We start from the raw sequence: 14,121 nt of genomic DNA on the forward strand, positions 1-14,121 counted from the left end.
TACACCAAAATAACCATTTATGAAAAACCTATTACTTATTGTCTTTATGGCACTGCTGACTTCTATGGGGGGTAGTGTTATAGGACAGACTATTACGGGAACAGTCACTGACAGTTCAGACGGAACACCTTTACCAGGGGTGTCGATTCTTATTAAAGGTACTTCCACAGGTACCGCCACAGATGTGGATGGTAAATACAGCCTTAATGTTCAAGGTGCGCAGACCGTTTTGGTCTACTCCTTTTTGGGTTTTGAACCAGTTGAAGAAACGGTTGGAAATCGAAGTACGATCAATATTGGTTTATCCGAAGATGCTTCAGAATTAAATGAAGTAGTGGTAACTGCCTTGGGTATTGAAAGAAATGTTAAAGCCCTGCAGTATTCAATGACAAAAGTAGGAGGAGATGAATTCACCCAAGCCAGGGAAAATAACATTGCTAACCAGCTTGCTGGGAGGGTCGCTGGTGTGAATGTGAGCAATGTAGCCTCAGGTCCTGCTGGCTCTTCTCGTGTTATCATTCGAGGAAATACCTCTCTGCAAGGTGGTAACCAACCCCTTTATGTTATCGATGGGGTGCCAATGGATAATACCAACTTTGGGCAAGCTGGAGTTTGGGGAGGAGCAGATCAGGGAGATGGCATGACCAGTGTCAATCCTGATGACATCGAATCCATGTCGGTATTGAAAGGCGCGAGTGCAGCAGCCTTATATGGCTCAAGAGCAGCAAACGGCGTAATTCTTATTACAACCAAAAGAGGAACCTCTCGAAAAGGCATTGGCGTAGAATTCAATTCCAATGCGGTGTTTGAAAGGATAAATAACCAAACAGACTTGCAAACAGAGTTTGGATCCGGAAGGTTTCAAGGGGATCAGATTACAGGAAGTGCTGTAAGACCAACCTCTGTAAGGGATGGATATGATTGGGGAACCCAAGCATGGGGTGAACGATTAGGTTCTGGTACCTCTATGCATTTTGATGGAGTAGAAAGACCTTACGTATATGCCGGAGACAATTGGAATCGTTTTTATGAAACCGGTAAATCTTTTACCAACAGCCTTTCATTGTCTGGCGGAAGCGACACACAAACATTCCGATTCAATGTGACAGATTTAAGGAGTTCCTCAGTTATTCCAAACGCAGGGTTTGATCGAATCAATATGTCACTTGCCACAAGCGGTAAATTTGGTAAAAAGTTAACCTTTGATGCCAAAGTGCTTTATTCCAATGAGCGAACTCAAAATCGACCAAGGCTATCAGATTCACCTGGAAATGCCTTTCAGTCCATTTTTGCTTTGCCACCAAATGTCAATGTACTTTGGGGACAGGGTGATCCAGACAGGTTAGGGACTATTCCAGTTGGAACTGACCCTGCTTTATTGAGTACGTGGGGTTTTGCTGAACAAGAAGAATATTTGATGACCAACAATCCTTGGGGTCAAAATCCTTATTTCTCTACTTATCAGTTATCAATAAGTGATACCAGAGATCGAATAATTACTTCTGGATCATTAAAATATGACATTACTGAACACCTTTATTTATCAGGTAGAGCTGGAATGGACTGGTATACCCGAAGAGGTACATCACTGACTCCACAAGGAACAGGGTACTCAAGAGGAGGGAACATGTCAGAGGCTGAACGAAGGGTTAATGAAATTAACCTGGAAGCCATGCTAGGATACAATAGGCAATTTGGAGATTTTGGGGTAGTTGCCTTTTTAGGTGCCAATAGAATGCGTCGTGAAGATGAAACCATTTCAGCTAACGGGACTAATTTTAATGTGCCATTCTTCCATGCTATCAATAATACAGTGACTAGGAATTTTGGTTACGGTTATTCCGGATGGGGAATTAATTCCGCTTATGGATCTGCTGAAGTGAATTATAAAAATATACTATTCCTTACAGGAACAGGTAGGACAGATTGGTTTTCTACTTTGGACCCTTCTTTAAATGACATAACTTATCCCTCAATAGGAGGTAGTTTTGTGTTTTCTGATGCCATGACGGAACTTCCTTTATGGTTAAGTTTTGGTAAAGTCAGGGCTTCATGGGCCAGGGTGGGAAGTTCTACTGTAAGCCCCTATCAGATTCAAAATACTTATACATTATTGGGTGCTCCTGCTGTCGGTTTTGAAGGCAATACGGTACCAATGGCCTCTTATGCAACTGCTGGGAATAACAATGGTACCATACCAAATCCATTTTTAGTGCCCTTATTGTCAACGGAGATAGAATTCGGTTTAGATGTTCGCATGTTCCAAAACAGATTGGGCTTGGATTTTACCTACTACCATCAGAAAAGTACCAATGACCAGTTAAATGCACAAATTTCAAGGGCTTCTGGTTTTGGATCAACCTTGGTGAATTTGGGAGAGATGGAGAACAAAGGAGTTGAAATTTTGTTAACCGGTTCCCCAGTACGCACCAAAGATTTTAATTGGGATGTTTCATTCAACATTGCCAGAAACAGAAACAAAGTTTTATCCTTAATTGAAGGAACAGACGTATTAAACGTAGAGGAACCTAGAACAAGGACGGTATTTGTACAACACAGGACAGGGCAGCCTTTTGGGGTGCTGGCAGGCTGGGTACAAAAACTTTCACCTGATGGGCAGCCTGTTTTTGAAGAGAATGGAGCGCCTGTTCAATCTGATCAAATGGAAGTAATCGGTAACGGTATCCCTGATTTTACCGGAGGATTTAACAATAGCATTACGTATAAAGGGTTTAACCTTTCTGCACTGATTGATTTCAGAGTAGGAGGAGAGATCTATTCAGGTACCAATGTGAGATTAACTCAATGGGGATTGCACAAGCAAACCATACAAGGTAGAGAAGGGGAAGAGCCTCTTTCAGTATCTGGAGTGATTCAATCCGGTACTGAAACAGATGGTACACCGATTTACGAAGCGTTTTCTAAAACACTTTCTCCGGGTGAAGCAAATAACTATTGGAACCAAATGGGTAACAGGGTGCAGGATCATTTTATCTATGATGGCTCTTTTGCCAAGCTAAGACAAATTACCTTCGGTTATAATTTCCCTAGATCGTTAATGGAGAAAACACCTTTTACCAATGTGAGTTTGTCTTTTGTAGGTAGAAACCTATCCATACTTTGGAAAAATGTAGAGAATATAGATCCGGAGTCTGGTTATTCATCAGGAAATGGGCAAGGCCTTGATTTCTTTGGCATGCCCCAATCCAGATCGTACGGATTCAACTTAAGGGCTTCGTTTTAATCGTTAAAAGAAAGAACTATGAAAATTATAAATAAATTTCTTTTGTTTGGTTTGGCGGTTAGTATATGCTTAACCTCCTGCAATACGGAAGAACTACAAGAACTCAACATTAATCCTCAGGCAGTAAATGAAATAGATTTGAATTTCATGTTTACGGCAGCACAACTTGGATCTGCATCTGGGGGATCTGCAGGGGACAATAGGTACCTCGATTGGCGAACCAATATTGGTATGACCGCTTACCTTATTCAACATTTGGCGAATGCAGGTGGGGGAATAGCTCCGGGGGATAAATACACTGAAAATTTTGAGTCAAATAGCGCTCCTTTCGAATTCTTCTACGGAGATGCATTGAAAAATATTTCAGAAGTAATCAAGCAAACAGGCCCGGGAGGATACGATGAAGGAAACAAAGTAAATACCAGAAACGCTGCACGAATTATGCGGGTTTTGAATTTCCATCGCCTTACGGATTTTTATGGGAATGTTCCTTATTTCAATGCCCTCCAAGGAATGGAAGGGGTTTTCTTTCCTGAATATGATGAGCAATCAGATATTTATCCTGACTTATTGAAGGAATTGGATGAAGCGACTGCTGCACTGAGTACTTCTAACCTGGATGATGGCTTTGCAAAAGCAGACATTATTTACGAAGGAGACATTGCCAAATGGAAGAAATTCGGTTATTCTCTGATGTTACGTTTGGCGATGCGTGTTTCAAATGTTGCCCCTCAACTGGCAGATGAATATGTCACTAAGGCAATTGCGGGAGGCGTTATGGAAAGCAATGACGACAATGCCTGGGTGCCAATGTCTGAAGGTCCTAGCGTATGGATCAATCAGAATGGCATTTCCAGGGCTTTCTATCCAGGTGATGGAGGACAGCCTACATACTTAAGTAATACCCTGGTAGATTGGTTAAAAGCTGATGCAACTTCGGCTGATGAGGTAGATCCAAGGTTAATGATCATAAGTGGGGGGATTGCGGATTGGTCAGCCATCGCATGGACTCCCACCAATACAAATCCTTTGGAACAAAAAGGAATGCCGAATGGGTATGATGCCTCTGGCTTGGATGAGCTGGAAGGAGAGCAAGTGAATTTGGTAACAACCTATTCCAAAATTAATTACCTGATGCTTCAATTGGATGCTCCTTATATCTTCATGAATTATGCTGAATCTGCTTTTTTGCAAGCAGAAGCTTTGGAAAGAGGGATTGGTTCTGGAATTCCAAATTCTGCTAAGGAACATTATGATGCCGGAGTTAAAGGTGCCATGCAGATGTATACGCCTTTTGATGCTTCGTTGACAGTTTCTGATGATGAAGTAGCTGCTTACCTTCAAAGACATCCTTATGGGGTAGAAAAGCCTGCATTGGAAATGATTGGAGAACAAATGTGGGTGAGCAAGTTTTTCAACTGGTGGGAAGCTTGGTCTGACTGGAGAAGAACTGGATATCCTCAGTTAACACCTACCAACTATCCTGGAAATATTACTCAAGGACAGATCATGAGAAAACTAAGGTATCCATCATCAGAAGTAGCTGCTAATGCGAATTTTCAAGCTGGTGCCACTTTGCCAGACATAAACATTACCCGTGTATGGTGGGATGTTGCTAACTAAAATGAGGTTTTGCTTTAGAAGAACTATTTTTTAATAAAGATAGAGAGTGTTTTTACTTGGTTAATTTAGTGTTTTGTAAAAGGCTGCCTTTGGGCAGCCTTTTATTTTTTGTAAATTCCATTTCCTTCAGATCCCATAAATGCCCCCCAAAGTGGTTTTTCTCTAACTTTTATTGGCAAGTCGATTCTTTTAATCTTCATTCCAAGAAAAGACAATATATCTCCGTGACTAAAGTATTGACAATGTACCAGGTCCAGGTAACCATCACTGTCCAGGTCACCGATCCAAGGCGTAGAAAAAACATTTTTAAAGCCTCTTGCCTGATCCAGAAGGTAGGTAGTATCTGCCTTGAAATCCATCAACATTAATTTGTTCTCAATTAGAAAAGCAGACCGATCATCAATGGCCCTACTGCAATCGTATTCATTGATACTAAATATCACTTCATCCATGTCGTCATTATTGAGGTCATAAGCTATGGGTGACGAAAAACCGGTACATCCCATCTCCTTTTTTAATAAAAGCTCTCCAGACTTACCATCAATCAAAACCTGAACCAGTCCCGTATTTTCTGGCCATACCCCCTTGCTTGCGAAAGTGAATAAATCAGGAATATCGTCATCAGTGAATTGACCCACCGCAAAGCTATTGCTGCATTCGGTGTCAGGTAATTCAAGTTGCCATATTTTATTTAGGCTTTTACCATTGATAGCAGTGATGGTACTTGCATGAGAAATGCCGACAAAGTCCAGAAAACCATCTCTATTCAAATCTACAATAACCGGAGAGGCGATAAACCCGTGGCCTTTTTCACTCACCAAAGCCTTGGATTTGGACAAGTTGTTTTCCATAAGATCACTCAGTTCTGCTAAATAAAGGTTTCCAGGTAAGGTTTCTCCTCCAGTCCCAAAAAGTATTTGTAGGGTACCACTTTTTTCCTGAGAAATAAAAAGCGGTGATAAATAAGTTTCACCGGCATCTGGCATGGTATCCGCTGCCAGAACTTCACCATTGACAGGATTAATCACCATCAAAACCCCAGGGTATCTGCCTTCAGTTTCGTTGGGCGCTATCCTGGCATTGCCACCATTACTCGTAAGCAACTCGTCAATTCCATCTCCATTCTGATCAGGTATGGTGACGCTGTTGTTGAAATTGAACCTGGCATATTTCAGTACGGGATGCTTTAAATGAGCCAGTGTATCAAATCCCCAAATCAATTTTCCTGATTGACCATCGATGGCCTTAAGGTGAGGACCCCGTCCTCCGATAAATACATCGGGTATTCCATCTTTGTTTACATCCAGAAAAGTGGCTGATCCAAATACCTGGTCTTCCGTTTCCTGTGTCCACAATAGCTCACCATCCAAGCCGTTAATGGCTAAAATACCTGATTCCGTATACTCATATTCATTTTTTCCTGCTCCGATTACAAAATCCAATGTACCATCACTGTTCAGGTCAGCGGACCTGGGTGAAGACTGGGAGCCAATCACTGGGAAGCTTGCTTCCCATATTAAGAGGCTCTTCTCTTTTTTATTACAAGAGAAAACAACGACAAGCAAGAAAACACAAGTAGGTAACTTATAGAAGGCCATTTTTTAGGTTTACTTAAGGTGGATTAATAATAATGAAATTTTAAATGTTGAACAAACCGGAAGTGAAGCTGATCAAATGAAACTTAGCTTTAATGTGATATTTCCTTAAGCCATTTTGTTGTGGCATCCTTTTCTAAGAAGAGTAAAGTCAGGCTTCTACGAATATTAATCCATAAACCAGGAATTGAATAACTATAGTTAAAAGACAGTTTTGGAGCAGAATAGCATTGTTCTACCAATTGCTAAGTCTTGTCAGCCAACTGAATTTTTAAATTATTTGAAGGAATGGGGTTGAAACTGTGAAAAGTCTATTTTAAGCGTTCTAAAGTGCAATTTTCGCTATTGTTCGATCCCTTGAAAAAATGTAGATTTACTACTGATACCCCATTGTCCAATATTGGTGGGAGATAGGGGAGAAGATTGAATTATGAAAAACCATAATAAATATTTCGTTCTAGTATTGTTCTTATACTTCATCCATTTTTGTTTGATGGCACAAGGTTTTGATAAAATCTCAAGTCGAAAAACTGGCGTTAAGTTTCAAAACAAATTAGTAGAGAGCCAGCATACCAATATTTTAACCTATGAATATTTTTATAATGGAGGTGGTGTAGCCATAGGTGATATTAACAACGATGGCCTGGATGATCTTTTCTTTACTGGGAACATGACTTCCAATGGACTTTATCTAAACCAAGGAGAATTTAAGTTCAAGGATATTGGTAAGGCTTCAGGAGTGCAAGGAAAAAATGCCTGGACAACCGGCGCTACTATGGCGGATGTTAATGGGGATGGTTACCTTGATATTTACGTTTGTTATTCGGGGAAGGGAGATGCCACATCCAGAAAAAACGAATTGCTGATCAATCAACAAGACAATACTTTTATAGATGAGGCCGAGAAGTATGGATTGGCAGATCCGGCCAATAGCATTCAGGCTGCATTTTTTGATTTTGATCTGGACGGTGATCTTGATATGTATTTGCTCAATCACAATACCCAAGTAATCAATGAAATAGATTTTGATGCGAAAAGAAAAGACAGAAACCCACTTTCTGGAGACAAACTTTTTAGAAATGACAATGGCGTCTATATTGATATTAGTGAAGAGGCTGGTATTATAGGGAATTCCATGGGTTTTGGCTTGGGAATAGCGATTGCAGATATTACAGGGGATGGCTTTCCTGACATGCACATTTCAAATGATTATATAGAGCCGGATTATTTGTATATAAATAACGGTGATGGTACTTTTTCTGAAAAGTTGACGGAATATTTACAACACATTTCCTATTACTCTATGGGGTCTGATATCAGTGATGTGAACAATGACGGTTTAGCAGATGTTTTTACGCTGGACATGCTTCCTGAGGACAATGTAAGACAAAAGTTGCTTTATGGTCCGGAGAATTATGAGCAATATGCCTTGATGGTAATGAAGGGATTTTACCATCAAAACATGCGAAATATGCTCCATATCAATCAAGGGACAGGTTTGTTTAGTGAAATAGGGCAGCTTGCAGGAGTCTCAAATACCGATTGGAGTTGGGCAGCCTTTTTTACGGATTTTGACAATGATGGTTGGAAAGATCTATTTGTGAGTAACGGCTATTTTCGAGATTATACCAACAGGGATTTTTTGAAGTACAAGGGTGACTATTATTTCAGCAAAGCGAGGGCAAAGGAAAAAGCCGACACACTTCATCTAGTGACGAGTATGAGTTCTACTCCTATTCACGATTATATGTATAGAAATAAGAATGGGGTGAGTTTTGAAGATGTCTCAGATAATTGGGGCTTTTCTGAACCGAATTTCTCCAATGGGGCGGCCTATTCAGACCTTAACAATGATGGTGCGCTGGATTTGGTTGTCAATCATTTGAATGATTTTGCTGGTATTTATGCCAATGTACTGAAGCCTGAAAAAAACTCAGGAAACTACCTCAAATTAAAGCTGAAGGGAGAAGGCTTTAATACCAGTGGCGTAGGTGCAAAAGTCAATGTGTACACAGGAAGTGAGCAGCAGTATTTTGAGCAACAACCTACTCGGGGCTTCCAATCCTCCATGAGCCATGTTTTGCATATAGGCTTAGGCAGTGCTGCCAATATTGACTCTTTAATGATTACCTGGCCTGGAGGCAATAAGCAATTGATAAAGAATATTGAAAGTAATCAATTACTTGTTCTCGAAGAGCGTAATGCAAATACCAAAAAGCCTGATGCTGTCAAAATAAAATCGCCTCTTTTTACCAAAATCGTTTCTCCCATTCCTTATACACATACCGAGGCGGGGTTCAATGATTTCAAACGGCAACCACTTTTATCACATATGTTGTCTCCAAGTGGGCCAGTGATTGCTGTGGGAGATGTGAATAAAAATGGGTTTTCAGATGTATTTGTAGGGGGCACGACTGAAAAGCCAGGGAAATTATATTTTCAGGTTTCTACAGGGCAATTTTTGGAGTCCCAAGGCTTGGATTTATCCAGTGATATTGGAAGTGCTACTACCGATGCTGTTTTTTTTGATGCGAATGGGGATGGTTTGCAGGACTTGTACATTGTTAAAGGGGGATACCATGACTTTGAAAGGGATTCCCCAGAATTAAAGGACCGATTATACATCAACCAAGGTGGAGGGAACTTTAAGATTCAAGCAGATGCATTACCAGATGTATTAAGCAGTGGTAGTGTGGTGAAGCCTATAGACCTTGACAATGACGGTGATTTGGATCTTTTTATTGGAGGAAGAGCCATTCCGGGCCAATACCCAAAACCTGCCTCGTCTTTTATTTTTATAAACGATGGAAAAGGTAAGTTTGAAGACCATACCAATTTGCTTTTTCCTAGTTTATCAAACCTAGGCATGGTTACAGATGCTTCATGGTTGGACATTGATCAGGATGGTTGGCAGGATTTGATAGTTGTAGGAGATTGGATGCCTATAAGTGTTTTCTTGAACAAGGGAGGAAAGTCTTTTATTAATCAGACCTCTCAGTACTTTGATATCCCATTGGTAGGGAAGTGGTCAAAATTGGCCCCCGCCGACTTTGATGGGGATGGTGATTTGGATTTTGTTGTGGGTAATTTTGGCACCAATAGTCAGTTGAAGGTCACTGATAAGGGGCCTTTGACGCTGGTATACGCTGATTTTGATGGCAATGGTTCAGTTGATCCAATTTTAAATTATTATTTTGAGGGAGAACTTGTCCCTTTCATGAGCAGGGACGAGTTGTTGGATCAAATGTATGGCATGCGAAGTAAATTTACCGATTATGCTTCCTTTTCAAAGGCCAAACTTGAAGATTTATTTAGCAAAGAAGCTTTGAGTAAAGCTCAAAAGTTAGAAATCAACGAATTGAAAACCATCTATTTGGAAAACAAAGGTGATAAATTCGAAAGACATGAATTGCCGGTAGAAGCACAATATGCTCCTGTTTTTGCGATTAGTGCTATGGATTTTGATGAGGATGGGAACCTGGATTTTATTCTTGGTGGAAATCAGAATACTGCCAGACTAAGATTGGGGATGATTGATGCCAATTTCGGTCAAATTTATCTCGGAGATGGGAAGGGACAGTTTTCAAAAGTATCCCCATTGGATGCTGGTTTAGCCTTTATTGGGGATGTGAAAAATATGCAAATTATAGCTTTATCGTATCTTAAAGTATTGTTGGTTGGGATAAACAATCAAGGAGTGGAGGCCTATGTCCTTAACAGTAGTTTAACGAAAAAACCTTTGAAAAACTTGTCTAATAAAAATCAATAAACCTATTATTAATTCAATCAATGAAAAACAGAAAAATTAATTTAGAAGAAAGGGAAATACCAGAAAGTTGGTACAATATCGTTGCAGATATGCCTAATAAGCCATTGCCGCCATTAAACCCAGGAACCCTGGAACCTCTTGGTCCTGAAGCTTTGGCTCCTTTGTTTCCTGAGGCTTTGATAAAACAGGAGATGACAACCGATAAATGGGTAACGATTCCTGATGAGGTTCGGAATATGTATTCTATATGGAGGCCTACTCCGATGTACAGGGCTTATGGCTTGGAAAAAGCTTTGGATACTCCAGCGAAAATTTATTATAAATATGAAGGGGTAAGCCCTTCCGGGTCTCATAAACCCAATACGGCTATCCCACAAGCTTATTACAACAAACAAGAAGGTGTTAAAAGGATCACGACAGAAACAGGTGCTGGGCAGTGGGGAAGTGCACTGAGCTTTGCCTGTCAGCATTTTGGTATTGAATGTGATGTTTACATGGTTAGGCTTTCCTACAACGACAAGCCGTATAGGAAAATGATGATGAACACCTGGGGTGCCAATGTATACCCATCCCCCTCAGACCGAACAGCGGCAGGGAGAAAGATCCTTGCAGAATATCCTGATTCCCCAGGAAGTTTAGGGATCGCTATTTCTGAGGCCGTTGAAATGGCAGCCACCCGAGAGGATACTAAGTATGCCCTGGGATCTGTGCTCAACCATGTGAAGTTACACCAAACCATTATCGGGTTGGAGGCTATCAAGCAGATGGAAAAAGCAGGCAGTGATTTGCCAGATATTGTAATTGCCCCCTTTGGTGGAGGATCAAATTTTGCCGGACTTTCTTTTCCTTTTTTGAGATTGAACCTGGAAGGTGGCAAAAAAATTCGATGTATAGCCAGCGAACCAGCCTCTTGTCCAAAGCTTACCCGTGGCGTTTTTAGGTACGACTTTGGGGATACTGCAGGAATGACACCATTATTACCAATGTATACCCTTGGACACGACTTTATCCCAGCCCCAATACATGCTGGAGGTCTTCGTTATCATGGGGCAGGAGTGATCGTTAGCCAATTGCTAAAGGATAACCTGATTGAGGCGCAATCACACGATAACCTTGAAATATTTGAGGCTGGGGTGCTTTTTGCCAGAGCAGAGGGCATTATACCTGCTCCAGAAGCCAATCATGGTATCGCTACAGCCATCAAAGAAGCCAAAATATGCAAGGAGGAAGGCGTATCCAAGACCATCTTGTTTAACCTATGTGGGCATGGTAATTTCGATATGAAGGCTTATGATGATTATTTTTCCGGAAAATAAAAAGCCATGAACTTAGCCAGGAAGAAATCGATAAATCTATTGCAAAATTAAATACGCCCACGATCCCTGCATAGGGAGTGGCCTAATTAAATTTATGGATCGAAGAAGTTTTATAAAAAAAGGAGGATTGGCCTGTGGTGCATTGACACTTCCGGATGGACTTCCTTTTTTCATCAACGAGCAGGATGACAAGTATAAGAAAATCCCACTGATTGATACCCATCTCCATTTATGGGATTTAAATCACTTGGATTACCCATGGCTGCAGAACCCTGAAAATCCTCTTTCGAGAAATTTCTTATTGGCAGACTATCAGGATGCGACTGCCGGATTGCCGATTGAAAAAATGGTTTTCGTAGAATGTGCACGAGACCCTGCTCAGTACCTTCAAGAGGTCGATTGGGTAAAAGGGATTCAAGAAAAGGCCCCTCGGATTTCTGGAATGGTAGCTTATTTCCCATTGGAGAAGGGTGTTTCCGGGACAAAGGAAATGGAAGTAATGGGGGAGAGGAAAATTGTAAAAGGGATCCGTAAAGCTTTTATGCCTGGTCACCAAGGCTTCATGGCTGGCATCAAATTGCTTGGTCAATTTAACTGGTCTTATGATCTCAATATTCGAACTAAGGATCTTCCTGCTGCATTTGAATTTGCCAAATCAAATCCTAATTTGGTGATAATTTTGGATCATATAGCGAATCCAGCTATTGGGGACAATGATTGGGAGGTCTGGAAAAACGCCATTTCACCCTTTTCATCCTTGCAAAATGTCTCCTGCAAAATTTCAGGAATGCTGACCAAAACAGATTTAAATGTTGGGAGTATTGAGCAAATGAAGCCTTATTTTAATACCGTCTTAGAGGTATTTGGGATTGATAGGGTACTTTTCGGTGGAGATTGGCCAGTTTTGTTAAGAGCAGCGAGTTACCAGGAATGGATAAAGGATTTTTATATTCTGACTCAGGATTTAACATTAAATGAAAAGAAAAAATTGTATTACCGTAACGCTACATCAATATACCGGCTATGAAAAGTTAGATGAAAATTGCTGTAGTTAGAAATTCAATATTTTAAGGAGATTATCGATAGTTTTTTTATATTTAATAAATAAAAATTTAACAATGCTTGATAAACCAAATAAAAATAAAAAGCCTGATTCCAGGAGGGATTTCATTAAAACCTCTTCATTAAGTGCTGCGGGTTTTTTTATAGTACCGAGATTTGTCCTCGGAGGTAAAGGACATGTAGCACCAAGCGACAAAGTAAATGTTGGAATGGTAGGTGTAGGGGGCAAAGGCCGACAAAATGCTCAGGATTTAATGAAGCTTGACGATGTTCAAATCACTGCCATTGCTGATCCTGCTGAGTATTGGGATCTTGCCAATTTTTATTACAGATCCATCGCAGGAAGGGACCCTGTGAAAAGAATGGTAGAAGACCATTATGAAGACAAATCGGATAATTATAAAGTAAATGAATACCTCGATTTTCGGGAAATGCTCGAGAAAGAGAAGGGCTTGGATGCAATATGTTGCTCAACTCCGGACAATACGCATGCCGTTGTCACTTACGCCTCGATGAAGTCAGGGAAGCATGTTTATTGCGAAAAACCCCTCACCCATAATATTTGGGAAGCCAGAATGATTAAGGATTTGACTAAAGAAACAGGGTTGGCTACTCAAATGGGAAATGTAGGTCACAGTACGGATGGTATTCGCCAGACAGTTGAGTACCTCAGGGCTGGAGTCATTGGAAATGTTCAGGAAACCCACTCTTGGGTGCCTGCTTCAAGATGGATTGACGAAATGCAAGCCGTACCGACTACCAATACACAAAAACCCCATGGTTTTGACTGGGACCTATGGTTGGGCCCTTCAGCAAATAGGCCGTTTCACGAATGGTATACACCTGTGACTTGGAGAGATTTTTGGGATTTCGGTTGTGGTGCACTGGGAGACTTCGGATGCCACGATATGGATGCAGCGACCTGGGCTTTCGAACTTGGTCATCCTGATACCATCGAGGTTTTCCCTGCAGGTTTCAGCAATGAAAATATCGCGCCGTATGGAGAGATTGGTTATTATAATTTTCCAGACAACAATACTGGTAAACCTATTCAATTGACTTGGTATTCTGGTGGGCTTAAACCAAAACTGCACCAATCCTTACCTGAAGGATATCAATGGCCTTCAAGAGGAACCTTGTTTGTAGGGGATAAAGGAGTAATAGTGAATGGTGGAGATCGCGTCCCTCATGTTTTTCCAGAGAGCCTTGCGGCAAATTTGAAAAAGCCTAAAGAAGTTATTCCACGTTCCAAAGGTCATTTTAGAGATTGGGTGAATGCCATAAAGGGTGGCCCCGCAGCAAGCTCAAACTTTGAGTATGGTGCTCATTTGACAGAAATCACCTTGTTGGGTGTGCTTTCCTTAAGAATGAAAGGACAAAAATTAATTGGGATGCCAAAAATCTCAAAGCAACTGGCTTGAGTGAAGTGGATCAATATATTAAAGAACCAGTAAGAAGTGGATGGGAAATGAGCTAATCACTTTCCTCTAACTAAAAAAAGGCGACTTAATA

6 protein-coding genes and 1 pseudogene are annotated in these 14,121 nt (G+C 40.8%); 6 read left to right on the forward strand and 1 reads right to left on the reverse strand.

Going from position 1 to position 14,121, the window contains the following annotated elements; genetic code table 11:
• Positions 1 to 19: 19 nt before the first annotated feature.
• The gene (locus tag ADICYQ_RS18390) at positions 20 to 3,244 is read left to right on the forward strand and encodes a SusC/RagA family TonB-linked outer membrane protein (protein WP_020891818.1); all 3,225 of its coding nucleotides are present in this window, start codon (positions 20 to 22) and stop codon (positions 3,242 to 3,244) included.
• A gap of 18 nt (positions 3,245 to 3,262) precedes the next feature.
• Positions 3,263 to 4,867 (forward strand): SusD/RagB family nutrient-binding outer membrane lipoprotein, encoded by a 1,605-nt coding sequence (locus tag ADICYQ_RS18395; RefSeq protein ID WP_020891819.1) that lies wholly within the window; start codon positions 3,263 to 3,265, stop codon positions 4,865 to 4,867.
• A 101-nt stretch (positions 4,868 to 4,968) separates the two neighbouring features.
• Here ADICYQ_RS18395 and ADICYQ_RS18400 read toward each other — a convergent pair whose 3' ends face one another.
• Positions 4,969 to 6,465, reverse strand: coding sequence for a PQQ-binding-like beta-propeller repeat protein (locus ADICYQ_RS18400; RefSeq protein ID WP_040417039.1), 1,497 nt, complete (start codon positions 6,463 to 6,465; stop codon positions 4,969 to 4,971).
• A gap of 490 nt (positions 6,466 to 6,955) precedes the next feature.
• Between ADICYQ_RS18400 and ADICYQ_RS18405 the strand changes: the two genes are divergently transcribed.
• The 4 genes and pseudogenes from ADICYQ_RS18405 (at position 6,956) to ADICYQ_RS18420 (ending at position 14,030) form a co-directional block, all read left to right on the forward strand.
• Positions 6,956 to 10,231, forward strand: a complete 3,276-nt coding sequence (locus ADICYQ_RS18405) for a VCBS repeat-containing protein (protein ID WP_020891821.1) — start codon at positions 6,956 to 6,958, stop codon at positions 10,229 to 10,231.
• A 20-nt stretch (positions 10,232 to 10,251) separates the two neighbouring features.
• Positions 10,252 to 11,621 (forward strand): annotated as a pseudogene (locus tag ADICYQ_RS18410) (TrpB-like pyridoxal phosphate-dependent enzyme).
• Positions 11,622 to 11,641: 20 nt separating this feature from the next.
• Entirely contained in the window at positions 11,642 to 12,574 is a 933-nt protein-coding gene (locus ADICYQ_RS18415) for an amidohydrolase family protein (RefSeq protein WP_020891823.1), read from the forward strand.
• Positions 12,575 to 12,665: 91 nt separating this feature from the next.
• Positions 12,666 to 14,030 (forward strand): Gfo/Idh/MocA family protein, encoded by a 1,365-nt coding sequence (locus tag ADICYQ_RS18420; protein ID WP_020891824.1) that lies wholly within the window; start codon positions 12,666 to 12,668, stop codon positions 14,028 to 14,030.
• The last annotated feature ends 91 nt before the right edge of the window (positions 14,031 to 14,121 follow it).

Source organism: Cyclobacterium qasimii M12-11B, assembly GCF_000427295.1.
Lineage (GTDB): Bacteria > Bacteroidota > Bacteroidia > Cytophagales > Cyclobacteriaceae > Cyclobacterium > Cyclobacterium qasimii.